This window comes from Patescibacteria group bacterium (genome assembly GCA_018896645.1).
Lineage (GTDB): Bacteria > Patescibacteriota > Patescibacteriia > UBA2591 > JABMQE01 > JAHIMF01.
This window is the reverse complement of record JAHIMF010000064.1, coordinates 1-18,808: the sequence shown is the minus strand read 5'-3', so window position 1 is coordinate 18,808 and position 18,808 is coordinate 1. Positions and strand designations below refer to the sequence as shown.

General features: G+C 37.6%; 15 protein-coding genes. 3 read left to right on the top strand and 12 right to left on the bottom strand.

Features of this window, described 5'->3' with window-relative positions; genetic code table 11:
- Window positions 1-45 precede the first annotated feature (45 nt).
- The 6 genes from KKD20_05110 to KKD20_05085 all read right to left on the bottom strand — a co-directional run bounded on the left by KKD20_05110 (window position 46) and on the right by KKD20_05085 (window position 7,841).
- Window positions 46-699: an HAD-IA family hydrolase gene (locus KKD20_05110; protein ID MBU4332469.1), complete on the bottom strand. Its 654-nt coding sequence runs from the start codon at window positions 697-699 to the stop codon at window positions 46-48.
- Window positions 700-777: 78 nt separating this feature from the next.
- Window positions 778-2,058, bottom strand: coding sequence for an HAD-IIIA family hydrolase (locus KKD20_05105; GenBank protein ID MBU4332468.1), 1,281 nt, complete (start codon window positions 2,056-2,058; stop codon window positions 778-780).
- 9 nt (window positions 2,059-2,067) lie between these two features.
- Entirely contained in the window at window positions 2,068-3,597 is a 1,530-nt protein-coding gene (locus KKD20_05100) for an adenylyltransferase/cytidyltransferase family protein (GenBank protein MBU4332467.1), read from the bottom strand.
- A gap of 2 nt (window positions 3,598-3,599) precedes the next feature.
- A complete protein-coding gene (locus KKD20_05095; GenBank protein MBU4332466.1) occupies window positions 3,600-4,586 on the bottom strand; it encodes an SDR family oxidoreductase in 987 nt (328 codons plus the stop codon).
- A gap of 41 nt (window positions 4,587-4,627) precedes the next feature.
- A complete protein-coding gene (locus KKD20_05090; GenBank protein ID MBU4332465.1) occupies window positions 4,628-6,478 on the bottom strand; it encodes a glycosyltransferase family 39 protein in 1,851 nt (616 codons plus the stop codon).
- A complete protein-coding gene (locus KKD20_05085; protein MBU4332464.1) occupies window positions 6,462-7,841 on the bottom strand; it encodes a glycosyltransferase family 39 protein in 1,380 nt (459 codons plus the stop codon). Before KKD20_05085 ends, KKD20_05090 begins: the two co-directional genes overlap by 17 nt.
- 105 nt (window positions 7,842-7,946) lie before the next feature.
- Here KKD20_05085 and KKD20_05080 point away from each other — a divergent pair, with 105 nt between their 5' ends.
- The 3 genes from KKD20_05080 (at window position 7,947) to KKD20_05070 (ending at window position 12,447) form a co-directional block, all read left to right on the top strand.
- Entirely contained in the window at window positions 7,947-9,365 is a 1,419-nt protein-coding gene (locus KKD20_05080) for a B12-binding domain-containing radical SAM protein (GenBank protein MBU4332463.1), read from the top strand.
- Window positions 9,366-9,391: 26 nt separating this feature from the next.
- Window positions 9,392-10,780 carry a radical SAM protein gene (locus tag KKD20_05075; protein MBU4332462.1) on the top strand — a complete coding sequence of 463 codons (1,389 nt, stop codon included), beginning with the start codon at window positions 9,392-9,394 and terminating at the stop codon, window positions 10,778-10,780.
- A gap of 182 nt (window positions 10,781-10,962) precedes the next feature.
- Window positions 10,963-12,447: a B12-binding domain-containing radical SAM protein gene (locus tag KKD20_05070; protein ID MBU4332461.1), complete on the top strand. Its 1,485-nt coding sequence runs from the start codon at window positions 10,963-10,965 to the stop codon at window positions 12,445-12,447.
- Between the two features lie 23 nt (window positions 12,448-12,470).
- On the opposite strand, the gene KKD20_05065 is transcribed toward KKD20_05070, so the two are convergent.
- The 6 genes from KKD20_05065 to KKD20_05040 form a co-directional block, all read right to left on the bottom strand.
- Window positions 12,471-14,288, bottom strand: a complete 1,818-nt coding sequence (locus KKD20_05065; GenBank protein MBU4332460.1) for a YfhO family protein — start codon at window positions 14,286-14,288, stop codon at window positions 12,471-12,473.
- Window positions 14,289-14,401: 113 nt separating this feature from the next.
- Window positions 14,402-15,283, bottom strand: a complete 882-nt coding sequence (locus KKD20_05060) for a class I SAM-dependent methyltransferase (GenBank protein MBU4332459.1) — start codon at window positions 15,281-15,283, stop codon at window positions 14,402-14,404.
- A 78-nt stretch (window positions 15,284-15,361) separates the two neighbouring features.
- Entirely contained in the window at window positions 15,362-16,360 is a 999-nt protein-coding gene (locus KKD20_05055) for a glycosyltransferase family 2 protein (protein ID MBU4332458.1), read from the bottom strand.
- 21 nt (window positions 16,361-16,381) lie between these two features.
- Window positions 16,382-16,978 carry a methyltransferase domain-containing protein gene (locus KKD20_05050; protein ID MBU4332457.1) on the bottom strand — a complete coding sequence of 199 codons (597 nt, stop codon included), beginning with the start codon at window positions 16,976-16,978 and terminating at the stop codon, window positions 16,382-16,384.
- 82 nt (window positions 16,979-17,060) lie between these two features.
- The gene (locus KKD20_05045) at window positions 17,061-18,248 is read right to left on the bottom strand and encodes a right-handed parallel beta-helix repeat-containing protein (protein MBU4332456.1); all 1,188 of its coding nucleotides are present in this window, start codon (window positions 18,246-18,248) and stop codon (window positions 17,061-17,063) included.
- Window positions 18,249-18,250: 2 nt separating this feature from the next.
- Window positions 18,251-18,808, bottom strand: a 558-nt coding sequence (locus KKD20_05040) for a glycosyltransferase family 4 protein (GenBank protein ID MBU4332455.1), incomplete at its 5' end; no start/stop codon positions are given.

Sequence of the window (18,808 nt, the reverse complement as noted above, 5' to 3'; positions counted from 1 at the left end):
CGCGGATTAACCGGTGAGGCGCAGTAATGAGATAAGCTGGGCGTTTTAAAGCCCCAGCTTTTTTAGTTTAGAGTCGAGTTGCTCGGCTTCAAGGAAAAGGATCCCCTGCATACCGCACTGTCTGGCTCGCTCGATGTTGCCTTCCCTGTCATCTACAAAGATGCAATTGTCTCCAGGAAGCGATAGGGCGCTGAGAGCGGCGTGGAACATCTCGAACCGTGGGCTTGACTTTGAGACACCAATTCGACAGGATAGAATTACATTGTCGGAATCGAAGAATCTCCAAAGTCCAAGCTGGTCCATCTGGCGCCTGAACCAAAACTCGTTGTTATTGGAGCAGATTGCCAGTTTGATTCCTTTCAATTGAAGCTTTTTGAGCACAGATTTCATGCCCAGAATAGGCCTAATAAAAGAGTCTGTCATTTGAATAAAATCGTCTGGCTTTGCGGTTTCTGGCAGATACCCCTTAAAGTATCGAATGAACATTTTCCAATATCGTTCCTCAAGCTCCTGCCAGGTATTGGGGTATTCGGGGACATAGCCGAATGCATCCCAGAGGACCTTTCCGATTCTTTCAAGCTCTGCTTTATGGAGCTGTGGAAATCTGGACATCACTCCATTATCGTCTAGGAGTAGATGATCCCAAACATTATGGGCCAGGACTCCTCCGATGTCAAAAATTACGGCTTTAACAGCCATCACTGAACCTCCTTTTGTCAATTCCCGGTTTACCTTAGAGGTGATTTTGCCGATGTTTTTCTAACACAATTTTTACTTTTAGAGATGAAACCAGTTTCTAACTGATTGTACCATGTCAATCACTTTTGTCAAGTCCTTAACATAAAAAATTTTTCCAGGGTTTGCTGTTTTTAATTTTTTTACCTCTTCAAATAAATAATCATTTTTCCCATTATCAAACCAAATGCCGATTCCCCCGGCATTGAGGGCCATATTCAGGTCATCCAACTCATCGCCGATTACAAAAATATTTTTATAGGAAGAAAGCTCTTTGCCTAAATCAACAGCCGCCTGCTCCAGCATTCCAATTTCTGGCTTCCTGGTTTTTGGGAATTCATCCTTAATCCAGGGAGTATCTAAATCCAGACCTTCTTTGCGGGCCCAGGCTCGTTCTACGTAAGGGCAGTAATGCCAACCGTCAATAACCGCTCCTTGAGTTTTAAAGATAGATTCAATATATTTATTTATTTCTCCTACCCTTTTACTAGTATAGAATCCGCGGGCGACACCGATTTGATTTGTTGTAACTACAACATCAGCAACTGGATTTAAGCTTTTAATCATATCAATACAGCCATCATAAAATTTAAGATTATCTTGCCAGTTGTCTTCAAGGCCAAAATACCCCTCATCATGAATTAAGGTGCCATCACGGTCAAGGGCAACAAGAATGTCTTTTTCTGATCTCGCTTGCAAAAAGTTATTAGCCCCAGTATGGACAGCATGCTCGGGATTTATTATAAATTTTTTTCTTTCTTGGGTTATGATTTCTAAAATGCAATCACAAAGTAAAAGATGGAGTGATTCTACTTTGTTATAGTGGGAGACAGGGGTGTAAAAGTTTAATTCACCAATGTTGCGAAGTCGGTTTGTTTGTTTAAAGCCGGAAAAAGTAAAGACATGACAGCCGCGACGGCGAGCGGTTTCAGCGGCAAAGACAATGTTTTCAGAATTTCCAGAGCTGGAGATAGCCATCAAAACATCGCCCCTATCAGCAAACATCTCAATTTGCTTAGCAAAAACATTTTCATAACCAAAATCATTGCTAATGCAAGTTAGATTGGCGCTGTCTGAAAAAGCAGTGGTGCGGATTTTTCCCATCATCCAATAATCTAGGGCTTTATGGCTAGCCACAGCAGCGGAGCCGCCATTGCCAATAAAAAAGACCTTGTTGCCTCGCAAACTTGCTTTCATAATTATTTCCGCTGCTATAAACAAACCATCAGCTAAACTTAAATTTTTTCCACTAATATCTGTTACGCCAGTTTCGTTAAAGAGTTTGTGCAGGTCATTTATATAATTTTCAATAACAGCTTTCATAATAAGTTATCATTTAAACAATGTTTGAATAAACTTATAAAGCGCCTTTGGTTCAACAGATGACTTATTGCCAACAACAGTCACATGCAGGGCGCCAACAGCATTACCAATAAAGGCAACGACATCCATTGGGGCGCCCTTGGCAACGCAGGGCGCGGTGATTGCCAAAAAAGCGTCTCCGGCGCCTACCCGATCAACAATTTTTGTTGAAAATATTGGAACAGCGTAGGAGTTATTTTGAGCATCATAGGCCATTGTTCCACGATGACCGCGGGTGATAATAATGTTTCTGGAACTAACATTGTTTAGAATTTTTTTACTTACTTCGGTAAATTCCCCGCCCTTATGATGAGCGGCTAGTCTAGCTTCTTGTTCGTCAATACAAATGTAATCAGCTCGCGGATATTTGGTAATAAGATTAAACCCGAAATTGGCGCTATTCGTTTGAGTGTTGATTGCTAAGAATTTTGATTTTTGGATTAGGATATTGATTATATTTTTGTCAAAAAAACCATGTCCATAATCGGTAACGATGACCATGTCGTATTGGGGAAGCATCCCGTTTAAGTAATTGACAATATCGTCAGAAGTTTGTTTTGGCAAGTGGCGATCATCAAAGTGGTAAATTTCAAACATTTTTATAAAAAATGAAGGGTCAATGAATCTTCGTTTAACAATTGTTTGACCTTCTTCATCAAAGAAGGGACGGCAGGTAATATTTGATTTAATGTTTTGTTTTACAAAATTTTCATAGTTATTTTTTCGGCCGAGGGCAGTTACTAAATGAACATTATCGCAAAATCCGGCCAGATGGTTGGCGCAAGCCAAAACTCCGCCGGCAAAAGTTTCTTTGTTTAGATATTTAGTGGCAATTAGATTGTCTTTGGGGATTTTTCCCATGCCTTCGCAGTAATTGTATTCGTCAATAATGGTTTCTCCGATAATTAATATCTTCATTTCTCGTAAATTTTTTAAAAGATCAATGATTTGTCTTGCGTCATGTTTGTTTGCAAAATCGTCTAGGAAGTCCTTAACCGGTTTTGGATATAGTTCAAGATGGTTTTTTAAAAAGTTAGTGGCGCTATGAGTTGTTTCATAACTGAATTTAATCTCCCCGCCAACTGATCTTACGGCTTCGGCCTCTTTGTAGAGATTTCTGGTTGGATCGTTTAAAGCCTTTTCATATTCAGAGCCTTTAAAATAAACATTGGGTTTAATTTTTTTAAGTAATTCAATTGGTGTAAAATCATAGTCAATTGTGACATAGTCGATGACGTGTAAAGAGGCAAGAGATTTGGCTCGGACATCATTTGGGAAGATTGGCCGGCCCGGACCCTTCCTTACGAATTGATCAGCAGTAAGACTGACAATTAATATATCTCCTTCTTTTTTTGCGGCTTCGAAATGAGCTAGGTGGCCGGGATGGACCAATTCAAAACAGCCATGGCACTGAACCACTTTTTTTCCTTGGAATTTGAGATCAGCGACTATTTTGGCGAGTTCATCAGAGTTTTTAATTTTTTGGGATATATCATTCATATTTATTTTGATAGATTTTTAAACCACTCCTTTGTTTCTTCGGCGATTGATTCTTTAGTCCAGACCGGGGCCTTGCTCCAATAGTCAATATTATCTAATAAAATTTTTATACCTTGCCCTAGAGAAATTTTTGGTTTCCAGTTTAACATTTTTTTAATTTTTAAAATATCAGCAAAGGTGCAATCAGGTTCGCCAGGGCGTTTAGGGATGTGGGTTTTTTCACCACCCAAAAGGTCCACGATTTGGTTAACACTATAAGTGCCGCCGGAACCAACATTGAAGATTTCATTGCTGATATTAGATTCAGCAGCAGCTAAGAAGGCCTGGGCAACATCTTTAACATAGACAAAGTCTCTAGTTTGGTTGCCGTCGCCGACCACAGTGTACGGTTTGTTTGCTAACTTTTGAGCTAAAAAAACGCCAAACATTGCGCCGTAGGTTCCAGAAGTCCGGGAGCGAGGCCCGTAGACATTAAATAATCTTAAGGAAATAACCGGGAGTTTATAAACCTTGGCCCAGTGGAGAGCAATTTGTTCGCCAAGGTATTTTGTTAGAGCATACGGATATTCGGGTTTGATGGGGGCGGTTTCTGGAGTGGGAAAAGTTTTGGCAAGGCCATAGCAAGAGGAAGAGGCCGTGTAGATGAATTTTTTGACATTTGCTTCTTTTGCGGACTCTAAAACAGAAACTGTTCCGGTGACATTATTGTTGTAGTATTTTAGGGGCTCGGTAATCGAGGGCACAATATCGGCGAGGGCGGCCAGGTGAAAAACCCAATCAATATTTTTAAAATAGAGTTTTATTTTTTCATAGTTACAAATGTCGGTTTCGACTATCTTGAGATCGGGGTTATTTTTTAGGTGAGCGAGATTTTCTTTTCGGCCGTTGGAAAAATTATCTAAAACTAAAACAGAGTGCCCTTTTTCCAAAAGGAGTTCTGTGAGATGACTGCCTATGAATCCGGCGCCGCCGGTTACAATGGTCTTCATATATTTTTGCATTAAAACACGAAAGTATTAAAGTAGTCAGCTTAATCTACCTCATATAGGTAATAATACTGTTCTTTAAATAAATTGCCTTGGTAAACCCTTTTAACCTGCTCCCCCATCTCTTCAATATTCTGCCAATGACTTTTTGGCGAATCAGCAAAAATAAGCATGTATCTTACTTTATACTTTTTTATAATATCTGTCAATTGGGTTAAGTTAGCATCTGGAAATTGAAGGCAATTTTGTCCGGAAAAATAATGATATTGATAAATTTGATCATTGCTTATCATTACTGCTTCATCTGGCGCTAGACCGCCCTTTGTTTTCTCAGCAACTTTTTTAAAAGCTACTAGTTTGGGTTGGTCAAAAGAATTGCGTTCAATATTTGATTTAATTCCAAAAATAAAAGCCCCCGACAAGACAATTATCAAGGGTAAAACGAAAACTCTGCCATCCCATTTAAAAAACTTAAAATTTTGCGTGCTCCAATTTTCCAAAAAGAATGCCATAAATACAGCAAAAACTGGAACAAGAACAAAAATATAACGAGTAGCATAGGAAATTCCTAAATAAAAAATCAAGCTGCTGCACAGAAAAAAATATAATGGATAAAATTGCCGATATCTCCTGCCACGCCAGAGGCCAAGCAACAGCAGCAATGGCAAAAAAACGCTGGAAAAAATCTTTAACGGCACATCACCGATAAAGTCCCAACATTGCTGACACGCATGGCGGAAAACCGCAACAGGATTTCTTATGGCAAAGGCAAAAACATTTGACTCTGGCGGTGTTAACTGCCTAAAACTGCCAATATAGTCTTTTACATAATCATCCCCAAAAACCGGCACAACATGGTATTTGATATCACTGTACCAAACATCACCAGTAAGTTGGTAGGTTCTGTTCAGCCACGGAAAAATGCAGATTAAAAAGACAGCTAAAACAAAAATAAAACGCCAACAGACCGCTTTAAATTTTCTGTTCCTAGTCCATAAAATGAGAATAATGACTCCAGGCAAAACCACTAATGCCTCGCGGCGCGCGAGAAAGGCCAGCGCCCACAAAACCCCGCCAATGAATAAATTGTCAATTGTTTGCTTTTTATATAAAAAGATCAGGATAAGCAAAACCAAAACAACATATAACAGCTCGGTCAACAGAGTGGTTGACCAATTGATAAGAGCGCTATTCAAAAAAATTATGATGGCGGCAATCCTTGCGGTCTGCTCCGACTTAGTCACACTGCGAGTCAAAAGATACAAAAGCACTGGCACCAAAGCGCCGAAAAAACTATTTATAAGCAAGCCAAATCTGAAAAAATTATCAGTTATAAAACCGCCAAATGATAATAAATACGGCCACAAAGGAGCGCGATATAAGTCTGGAAAGGGAATGGAATCCGGCAAAAGATAAACTGCCCAAAGCGCGTGGGAGATAAAACCATTACCATGCGCCAAACTTTCTGCCAAGCTCAAATAATGCGCGCCATCATGGCTAAGATTAAACTCGTTAAAATTTAGAGACAACCCTATCCGCAGCAAAAAAGATACAACAAAAATTATGATTAAAAACTTCTTTGTATTAAGATTTATTATCCATCTCCACCATGTCTTTAGCTTACCAATACTTGCCTCCAAAAAACGAGGGTCTTTCAGCGCCCGACCGACATACAAAAAAACTACTCCCCACAAAAAAAGCAGTATTTTGATACTTAAAAAATAAGTATCAATCTTTTCCAAACCAACAGGTGTAACTATGTGGCCTCTAATTTGATTGATGAGCGGCGCTAAAAAACTGGCGCGCAAAAAGATACAAGCAACCAAAAAACTGCTAAGCAATAATGCTCCCAGCCAATATATAATTTGCTGAATTTTTTTATTGCGAGAAATCATAAATACGATTCTTATGAGTTTTGTCTAACAAATGGCACAGGCTATAAACAAATAATATAAAATATAAGGGATAAACCGGAAGCAACAGCCGCGGCACTCCTTGTAAACCCATAAAAACTCCATTGATATAAAATACATAAAGCGCAATTAAAAACCCTGCGAACTTATTCTTTTTCAAAATCTTGAAAAATCCAAAAACAACTAAAACCAAAAAGGCCAGCCAAACAAGCCGAATCAGAATTAAAATCAGAGATTTCAAAAATACTAACTCGCGAAGATTGGTCCCGCTAAATGTTTGCGTTAAAGGATCAACCGGTACCATTGGGGTATTCAATAAAATCACCTCCAAAAATCCTAAATGAAAAAATTTAAAAGGCTGGGCCGTCAGCAACTCTTTTGACCGTTCAATCATAATCGCATCCATCTCTTGCGCTGTTTTTCCTTGCTTTCGTAACTCGCGAAATTCCATTTTAGTATCAATATTGCCATCCGCCTCATCAAAATTGAAATCTGGCTTTTTTATTTTTACAAAATATTCTCCTAAAAGGGCTGACTGGATAAAATCTTTTAATTTTTCCCGATCGTAAGTAAGCTTAATCGCGTGATTGTGCATAATAGCGCCAGCCCGATAAGCAATCATTGGCTTATCAAAATATTTATAGTTTCTATATATCCATGAACCCGCTATCAAAGAAAACGCGCAAACAAAAACCATAATCTTTAAAAATCTCTTCTCCTGCAACTTAATCAAAAATAAAACCACCAGAAGAATTGATAAATACAAAAAAACGGACTTTGTTAAAACTAAAGCGCCAAAAATCAAACCAGCCCAACCAAACATATAAACCTTGTCTTTTTTCTCTGCTACAATCAAGACATAAGCAGAAAAAAGCAATAGAAAAGCCGCTAAAATCTCACTGAAAAGATAGGAAGCAAAAATATTAAGTGTTGGGAAAATAGCTAAAAGTATTGCTGAAATTCTCCCTGCTCGCTTGCCAGCGACTTCTTTAGCAATTAGATAACTAAGAAAGCAGATAAAAAATAATAATAAAAACTGCTCAAACCTAATAATATTGGGATGAACTCCAAAAATTTTATAGCTTACAGCCAGAAAAAACGGATAGCCCGGGTCCCGAAACATTGTTGCGCCGCCATCCTCTTCAAGATAAAATCCCCTACCCTCTGCTAAATTTATTCCTAACCGATGAAAACCAACGGCATCGCTATTTATTTCAAAACCATTATAAATGGGCCACCAAATAAGTGAAGTTAAAACTACAAGCAAAACGACCAAAAAAACAAACCTTTTATTTGACAATGACTCTATCAAGCCAATAAATTTTTTCAATATTTTGGATATCATTGTGATTTTCGTTTGAATTGATTTTTTTAGAAAAGAGTTATATAATTACCCTGTAAACCCTGCGTCCTCGCCAAAAAATTACTAATTAACAAGAGAGTTCTCTTAATGAAAGCACTACTCATTAACCCATATATACCGCTTGAAGCCATTTACGGCAAGGAAGCAAGGGAACTCGGTGCTGTCCTTCCTGCACTGGGTATTTTTTATATTGCCTCCTTTCTTAAAGATAAACACGAGATAGAAACTCTGGATGCTAATGCCCTAAAAATGAAACCAAACAAAATCCTAGAGAATATTTCTAAAAAAAATTATGATTGTATCGGTCTTAGCTCAACTACCCTTGCTTACCCCTACGCAGTTGAAATAGCCAAAATAATTAAAGAAAAATTTCCTCATTTAATTCTTGTAATCGGCGGTGCCCATGCCCAAGGCGCTCCTGACAAAATCCTAAAAGATAACCCCAATCTTTTCAACTTCGTCTGCTACGGAGAAGCCGAACACGCCTTCAGCCTCCTGGCACAATACATTGAAAATAAAATCGGCAAACAAGAACTAAAGGGTTGGAAATATCTAGAAAATGATCAAATAATAACTGCGCCTCCTGCTCCCATTCCAGAAAACCTTGACGAATTTGGCCATCCCGCTGAAGTCCTGCCAAAAAAACTGGTCCCTCTTTACCGCGAAAAAATCCTTGCCTATAAAAAGCTTCCCATTTTCTCTGTTATGGCCAGTCGCGGCTGTCCTTTTCAGTGCACCTTTTGCTCCACGCCAAATAAATTTGCCAACCTCTATCGCCACCGTGTCAGATATCATAGTATTGATTGGATTATCACCGAGCTCAAACTGCTTCAGAACATGGGCGTTAAAGAAATTATTTTTGTAGACGATACTTTTAATTTAAACAAAAAGCGAGTAATAAAGTTCTGCGAGGAAAAGATAAAAAATAATATTGACATTATTTGGTCTTGCAACTTTGAGGCCAACATCGCCGATGTGGAAATGATGGAAAAGATGAAAGAAGCCGGCTGTTGGGCTATTATGGTTGGCGGCGAATCTGGGTCCGATAAAATACTTCAATTTATTAAAAAGGGGGTAACTAAAAAACAACTAGAGTTGGTCGGAAAACTGGCTGACGATGCCGGCATTGTTTCGCGAGTTAGTTTTATTCTTGGATTCCCCAGCGACACTAAAGAAACAATAGAAGAAACCATCAATTTTGTCAAAAAATCTAATTTTCACTTCCCTTATTTTCAGCTTTATATCCCCCTGCCAGGAACTCAAATGTTCGAGCAATTAAATCAGTACGGCAAAATAATTAAAAAGGACCCCAAGAAGAGATCTGCCAGTAATGTCAACTATCTCCCCCAGGGACTAACAGAAGAATATCTAGCCAAGGCCTACAAACAAGCCCATAAAAAAGCTTACCTGAACTGGAAAATGATAAAAAACCACTTTCAATTCATTCGTTCGGCTAATGATATCCGAAGGTATTGGAAAGGGTTAAAAGCCCTAATAAACTTCTGATTTTAAACATTAATAAAAACTTCTTTATGAAAAAAAATGTCCTTTTTCTGAACCCTCCGTATCCAGTGGCAATCTATAGGAGTATTATGTGCAATCAAATCAGCAAAGCCAAGTATTGCTGGCAACCGCATGACTTTATGCTAATAAGCTCGATAATTAGAGCCTATGCCAATTGCTATTTTTTAGATGCCACAGCCGGCGCTCACGAAGCGGATGATATCAAACAATTCATCAGCGACAAAAATATTAATATTCTCTTTGCCTCGACAGGGTCAATTTGTTTTGATGAGGACTATGCCTTTCTTTCTTACATTCGAAAAAGTTTTCCTAATCTAAAAATCTTTATTATCGGAGACATCTGTTTTGATGCCGGCCTGTCTAAAAAAATATTAACGACTGCTGACGCCATTATTGTTAACCCGCTTGAACCAGAATTAGTCCAACTAATCAACGGCGAGCAAACCCTATCACCGACTATCATCAAAGAAGTCCGGCCGTCAGAAAACGGGGTTTTTAAGATCAGCTCAATCACTAATCTGCCACCAATAAAACCGCCGCTCCACGAATTATTCATATCCCCAAGATATCGCAGCCCTTTTATTAAAAGAAAAAAATACACCACAATAATCACTCAATTTGGTTGCCCGTTCAAGTGCTCGTATTGCCCTTGTTCAAAAGTTGATGTTACTTATAAAAATCTTGATTCTCTTAAAAAAGAGCTCGACTATGTCCAATCGCTCAACATCAAAGAAATTTACATTGGCGACCAAACATTTGGCCTGCCGCCAAAAGTTGCTGATGAAATTTTAAATTTGCTGATTTCAAGATATAATTTTTCCTGGCACTGCTACACCCATCCCGCCTTAGCCGCCAGAGAAGATTTCGCTGCAAAATTAAAGCAAGCCGGCTGCCACACCGCCATCATCGGCATTGACAGCGTTAATCCGGAAATACTCAAAAATTATAACAGATTCTATAATCTAGAACAAATAAACCAAGCGGTAGAAAATCTTAAAAAACATAAAATTAAAATCTGCGCTGATTTTATTATCGGCTTGGAAAATGAGACCGCAGAGGATATCAAAAATACCATAAACTACGCCTGCGAAAGCGGTATCAGCTACGCCTCTTTCAATATCGCAGCTCCCCTAATGGGCTCGTCTTTCAGAGACAACGAAGAAGAGTGGCCCACTGACGTTGACACCACCGGCTCTAGAACAATCGTCCAGATCGGTCAGATACCAAAAGAAGAACTTATCAAGTTGAGAAATCATGCCATAAAAAGATTTTATTTTCGGCCCGGTTATCTTCTAAAATCCATCCTAGAAATACACAGCTTTGAAGAACTCTTAATCAAGACAGGGGAAGGCTTTTCCTTGGCCAAAAAATCGCTTTTAAAAAAACCCTACAAATAAGCTGCCGCAAAATGTAATCACAAACCGGTTATAATTACAAATCTATAAAAAGGTCAAACATCGAACAAGTTTAATGCGAGTTTATGCGAAACGGTTGAGTAAAATACATCTCCTATTAACCTGCTCTTGTAATATTAAATTTACAAAATGTCAAAACCCACCTCGCTAAATATCTGCAAATTATGAATTACTCCAAAAATAAAATCATATTTATCATCTTGGACCATTACAAGACGGAACGGCTTGGCATCCAAATACTCTCTTCTATTGCTTTGGAGGAAGAGTACGAAAGAGATTTGTTGATCATTAATTCAATGTCAATCGAAGAAGGGCTGAAAAAGGTTCGGGATTTCCATCCACAAATTGTGGCTTATAGCGGCATGACATACGAGCAGTTTGATCTTCAACAATTCAATATGTTGTTAAAAAAATCGAATTTAAAATTCATATCTATTTTTGGCGGTCAACATTATACGTTTAATCCTGAAGAGATTATCAAAGATAACAATATTGACGTGATTTGTCGGGGTGAAGGGGAGGAGGCCTTCCGAAAATTTATTCAAGCGGTACGGGACGTCAAAGAATATGATCATATTGAAAAATTATGGGTGCGACGCGGAAATGAAATAATTAAAAACCCATTGGGCACATTAAACACTAATCTAGATTCTATTCCTTTCCCGGACCGGGATTTGCTTCTTGTTTGCGACCTGGAGACAGATCGCTATCAAGGAAAAAGTATGTCTGTTATGATTGGCAGAGGTTGTCCTCAAAGATGTTCTTACTGCTTCAATCATAAATATAATGAGCTTTTCCGCGGTTCAAAGATATTTCGCTATCGCAGTGTAAATAGTGCCATCAAGGAAACTAAACAAATAGTAAAAAAATACGGCCTTGACTTTATTATTTTTGTTGATGATTGTTTTTCATATCTTCCCAATGAGTTTATTAAAGAATTTTGCCAAAAATATAAGGATGAAATCGGAATACCTTTTTTTGTGCAATTTCGGGCCGAAACAGTACGAGAGGACATTGTCGTAATGTTAAAAGAAGCTGGCCTACACCTCGCTTCTATTAGCGTGGAATGCGGCAATGAGGATGTTTCTCATAATATCCTCCAACGCGGGATAATCACTAACGATCATCTTAGCCGGGCATGTGAACTTTTTCATAAACATAAAATTAAAACCTGGTCATTAAACCTTTTGGCTCTTCCGGTAGAAAATCCTTTAGAGATAGACCTAGAAACCATTAAGTTTAATATCAAAATAAAACCCACCTGGGCCCTATTCAGCATCCTAATACCGATACCAAATACCTCCATCTGGGATTACAGTATTCAACATGGATACCTGGATAAAGATTCTATCCTTGACCCAAACAAACCGCCATCAACTTTCACCGGAACCCGACTTAAATACAAAGACCCTGATTTGGTAAAAAAGGTAAACAATCTTCATAAATTTGCCAGCATAGTAGTCAAGTTTCCATTTTTACTGCCACTGGTAAAAATCCTCATCCGTTTTCCAGAAAATCGGATATATCAATATATCTCTTTCATCTGGTATGGTTATTGGAAGACGATAGGCTCATTTCAAACCAAATTCTCATTTCGATTAGTTATCAACGGAATCAAATCTATAAATAAATACTTAAGTAAACATTAAAAATTTCTGATATCCTGGGGTTTTTAGTCCTCGTACAGAAACTCATACACCACAATCCCCCCCTTGTCATAAACCTTAGCTATATTTTCATCTTTGGCTATAGCCTCAAATGGCAAATTTGGGGCTATATTTTTATCCCAAAGTATATAATCAATCGGGTACTTGGTAAATATCTCCTGCCAAGAACCTGGATAAAATTCTTTGTAATTTTCATCAATTTGCCTCTTCTCCTTTTGAGAAACATCCCTAAACTCAACATCCCTAACCACAAAATACTGGCCATATACATCCCCTAAAATCCCCGAATTACTAGCCAAATACTTAATCATCCCGTCTGGCTCTATATTTAATAATTTTAAAGTAATAAATAAATTGTGCCAACTATATTCATGGTCGGGATACGGACTTAAATAATAAGGTACCCAGGCAGAGTAATAAACATTTAGGTGAGTATAAACAAACATAAGCCTATTTAGCACCCGAGCAGACGAAGAAACATCTGGATACCAAAAACCTCCTGACGTATATATCACCTCATCCTTATCTGTATTCTCATTAAGCCATTTCACTACCGGGCCATATTTTTGAAAGTCTAAATATTCCCCAAAATATGATTGGTAAGAATAAAATTGAATATAACAAGCATTAAAAAAGGAAACCAAAATTATTATACCCATTAATATGTTTATTATACTCTTCCTCAAATGTAATTTTCTAAGCACCATCCATCCAAATATCACCAGCATAATGACTGCCAAAGGTTTTATAATATAATAATGATAATGCCCATGCCACAGCATCTGCCCGGTTATAATCTGCTGATTAACCACCGCTAAACCAGCCAAAGCCAAGGCCAACCAATACCAAAGAAATTTTTTCTTTTCCGTACCCAGTCCGCCTAAATTAAAAAATTTACTCTTCAGTGAACAAAGGATGAAAAAAATAATTAATAATAATTTGCCAAAAACAAACTCCCGGCTCTTATACATTCCTTGACCATTTTTTAAAAACTCATAAGAAAATTGAGTCGCCATCTGGAATACATTTATAAAATAGGGGATCGCAATTACTAATCCACCAGCTAACACAACCGCGGTTTTCTTAATCGCCGCCCTCTCTTTCTTTAAGGCTGATATAACTAAATACAAAAGTATAAAAACTAGTAAAAAAGACCAAGTATAAGGATAAACATAAAAAGAAAGCCCAAATATAAGCAAACAATAGTACCAATACCTCTTAAACTTGGAATTCACTAACTTCCAAAACGAATACAAAAATCCAAAAAGAAATAAAGAGCTTATTTGGGGATTCACTAAACGACTATACATCGTAAAATCCATTTGTTGTAAAGAACCACTTATCATCTGCCATAACTCTTGCGGCCGAGACAACAAATTAGAAGCAAAGATAACTACTATTGGCGCCAGAATTGCCAACCTCTTATCACCTTTAGTCATTGATAAAACCAAAGAATATATCAAAAAAAACAATAAAGTTGGGCCAAGAAAACGGAATAATATCAAAGCACTTCCGATCTCTAAACGTAAAATTCTGCCAGTAAGTGCCATAATTATTTCTGGAAGGGGTTGTTGGGCATACGGCAAATCCTTTCCTTCGGCTAAAAAGGGGTTCGCAATTCTTAAATGACCGTCATAAACCTCTCTCACCCTTGCCGCATAATAATATTCATCGCCTCCTAACATATCAAACCCTCCGTAAACTTCTCCCGCTTGCCACCTAAACAAAAAATGAGGTCCAACTATTAGCACATTCATAACCAAAACAATAACAATTACTAACCAATGGTTTTTAAGAAATAGTTGTATCTTTTTTACTGGCATAGCACACCGCAAGGAAAGGTAATTATCTAAATGAAAACGATATAGTCCTTTGTACTAAAATTTTTTCTCCATACCGCCAGGCAAATTATTTAGTTTAAATCTTGGATTAACAACTATTTTTTGCCATAAGCGACTGCCTCCAATGGCCTAACTAAATTACCTATAGAATTAAGCGAATCGAACATTATCCTCTGAAGCAATCCAGCTTGCCGGACAGAAACTAATTGCCTGGGGAAGGGCACTCTTTTTATTCCAACCGCTTTAAAGCCAACGGACGACAAGGCCATCCTTAAAGTATTTGGAGTGTAAAAAACGCAATGATGAATCGGATGACCCATTTTCACGGGAGATTTTATCAAACCCCGACTCAAAACATAGCACCAATGGGCTAATCGGTAAATCAAACTATCTTCCATGTCGGTTTGCACCGCTATCAAACCGCCATTTTTCAAAATTCTATAAGTGTCTTTTAGCAACCGGACGGATTCTTCGCTATGATCAACCACATCCCAGAGGGTAACCACATCAAAATAATTAGCCGGTAAATTCAGTTCTGATAATTTTCCCTTGAAAATTTGCGAATTAAGTTCTCTTTGAGCGTAATTAGCAGCATATTCTGATATTTCCTGGCCATAAATTTCCCAGCCACGCTGTTTACAAATATGTAAAAAGGTGCCAATGGCGCAACCAACATCCAGTATTCTCCCTTTTGTCAGATGTATTTTCTCTATATTTGATATCCTTTCGGTGAAATCCTTTATTTTAACTGCTCTATTTTGAAAAAAATAATCTTTTTGTTCTTCTGTAAAATAATTTTCTGAATATAATCTTTCGGTTTCCTTGAAGTCTAAAATCACATTTCGAAAAACAAAACCGCATTTTCTGCATTTTACTATTTTAAAATCTCCCAAATCGTATAACAATTTGAAAAAAATAGACTCAGCTCCACACAAATCACATATTTTTTTATCTGTTCGTCCGATAAAATGCGTCATATTGTTCTAGTAGTAATCCTAATCTCTTTAAAATTGCCTGATGCGCCCTTCCTCCCCTTACCTAAAAAGGAGTAATATCTACTTATCCTTATCTCCTATTCCTATCTTTTCGTCAGTTATATATAGGGGCCGTCGCTTCACCTCCTCAAAAATACGCGTAATATATTCCCCAATAAAACCCGCAACCATCAACTGAACTCCTCCCAAAAAAGTAATTATTGCAACAATGGTTGTCCACCCTGTGATTTGTTCGAAAAGACCAAAAATTCTCAATGAAACAACCAAGAGAGCAAGAAAAAAACTAAAAACAGAAACAATGAACCCCACAAAAAGAACCGATCTTAAAGAATCCTCTGAAAAAGACAGTACGCCGTCTAAAGCTAAAATTAAAAGTTTGGAAAAAGTATATTTAGGCTTACCCGCGAACCTTTTGTCTCTCTCATACTCTAATCCGATTTGTTTAAATCCTACCCAGCTCCGCAGCCCCCTGATAAATCTAGTTCTCTCTGGTAAGGAATTAATCAATTCAACCACACTTTTATCCATTAAGCAAAAATCTCCAGAATCAAGAGGGATATCAATTTTTGCTGCGCTGCGAAGCAGTCGATAAAAAATTTTATAAGCCACCCGTTTGAATAGTCCCTCTCTTCTTTTCTTTCTAATCGCATAAACAACCCGATATCCTTCTTGCCATTTATTTATCATGGAAGCAATTAATTCGGGCGGGTCCTGCAGATCACCGTCCATTATCACAACCGCTTGCCCCCGGGCGAAATCTAATCCAGCTGAAATAGCGACCTGGTGGCCGAAATTTCGCGAAAAAGAAACAGTCTTAAATCTCCTGTCCAGTTGATAAAATTTTTTTAGCATTCCTAAAGAGCCATCATGGGAACCATCATCAACAAAGAGTACTTCATAATCAATCGGGATGTCTCCTAAACTCTTTTTTAATCTAGCAAAAAGCATATCCAAAACTTCCTCTTCATTATAAATAGGAATCACGATGGATAATCCCGGCTCTTTTTCCCGCGCTCCGGATTTATCAAAATTTCTTATTTTTTTGTCCTCATATTCCATGTTTGAAATTGACAATCTAAATTATTTTTCTAAAAGTGAACCATAATAGACGCAGCCGCCGCTTCTAAATGACCACTCTCTAACGATTTTAAAAAAATCTAAAATAATATTTTTGTATTCTTCTGGCTTTCGAATAAATCCTCCCTTATCAAAGTTCTGCGCTAATCGGATAAAACTATTTTCATATTCTTTAATTCTGGCATCCTCCATTATCAATAGCTTGCCGCCCGGTCTCAAAACCCTCTTTGCTTCTCTCAAGACCGCAATAACATCAGGATCATCTAAGTGATGCAAAACGGCCATAATCAATATTTCATCAAATATCTCGTCTCCAAATTTTAATTTAGTTGCATCCATGACAAAAAATTTTCCTTTATTTTTCCTTCTTGCGTACTCAACATAATTTGAAAAAATATCTATTCCATAATAATCGAAGTTAGAGAATAGAGACGCAAATTCCCCGGTCCCGCAACCAATATCTAATACTTTACCGCCGCCCGCTCCGAACACCTCCCGAACAATCGCCTTCTGCTTAATAAACCCTAGTTCCAACATTTTTCGCAAATAGGCAAAAATGGCCGGCCTGTCCGCTAAAAAATCTCTTAATGATGTTAACATAATCAGAAATCTATGGTGTTTAATATTAAAGTTTAATAAATATGCCAAAAAATCACAACTTTATATAAAATTAAAATTACTCTCAAAAAGGAAGTCGCGACCAAGCCGGACTAATAATGCCTAAATTTATCGCTTGATAGTCTTGATTAAATATTGTATTGACTATATTCGAATCACCGCCCCCCAAACTAGATATATAATTATCATCATAATTTGGAGAACTTTCTAAATTATTATCCCCAGGCCAGCCGCCCTTAATAGAAGAATTTGTAACCCTAAAGTTTGATTTCTCGTCCGAAATTATTGACTGGCCATTGTCCCAAATAATTGTATTGTAAATCGCAAGTTCTGCTTTGTAAAGAATTGGCTCTCCCATAGAAACCACAATTCCGGTCTGATTGCCAATAATCGTGTTATTTATAAGCTTAATCCGTGAATTATCCACAAGCGAAATTCCGCTTACGCAATCCTTGAATAAGTTATTAAATATTACCACATTTTCGGATTTTCCATCAATGCCTAAACACAGACCGCCTGATTCTCTTACATAGTTATTTTTTACCATCAGGTTAGAGACAATAGCAAGGTCAATACTGTCATCCCCGTTATCTACAAAATAATTACTGTCAATTTCTCCCTCTGCTCCATCATCAAGATCAATGGCATCAAATTTGTTTTTATAAAAATAATTATTAGTAATTATCGCCCGAGCATTCTTAACATTTAAAGCATCGTTGCCATTAGCATCTTGAAAAATGCAATCTGCAACCTCAATATCAGAATAGTGCGCCGCCAACATTCCGGAATAATGACCACCGTTGATAATAGCCTCGCTGCCATTCTCAAATTTGGCATATTGAACCACGCTTCTCTCTGGAGACTCTTGAATCGCAAAGACCCCCCAAGGATTGCTTTTATCTTGAGCTAAGATAAAAACCGGCTGGCTATCGGTGCCTAAAATTTCAACCGGACTGTAAGAAACAATCCAAATCCCCTTCCCCATCTTCAATTTCGCTCCTGCCTCAATTCTTAAAGAAAAACCCTTAGGCACGACGATATTATCGTCAATATTATAAGTTCCTGGTCGTAAAATAAATGAATTATTTACAAAAGAAAAGATAGGATATTCCCTCAAGAATTCCTCTTTACCCCAACTAATCTGCTCAAAATACTTATCGTTCCTTCCACAATTAGAAAACAATAAAATCAAACCCAAGGCAAAAATAATCAATAAAATTTTTAATTCTCTGAAAAAGCCAAATAAATACATAATTAACTTGCAAATTTTTTATAAATCTCCTGATACTTCTTGGCCACTCTCTCCCAATCATGATCCTTAGTAAAATTTTTATTTCCCTGCCCTAATTTTTTAGCCAATTCGGGATTACCCAATATCTTAATAGTCGCCTCTGCTGTCGCCTTGGGATCGTTTTGCGGCACTAACAAACCGGTTTCATTATGAACTACCGCCTCTTCCGCCCCCGATCCCAAGCTCCCAACAACTGGTTTGCCAAAAGCCCCGGCCTCCAAATAAACCAGTCCAAAACCTTCAAAATTGCCTTTGATATAAACCGGGGTCAATAAAAATAGATCTGCTTGATTATATAATTTTTTAAGCTCCCTATCTGAAATATTTTCCAAAAAGACAACTGAATTCTCTAAATTATAATCTTTTACAATTTGCTTTAATTTTTCAAAATAATTCTTATCCTCCTGCCGGCCAACAATATAATATCTTAAATTCGGATATTTCTCTTTCACCTGCGCCACCGCCTTCAAAGAAACATGAAACCCCTTCCGCTGCTTCAACATCCCCACGCTCAAAATCAT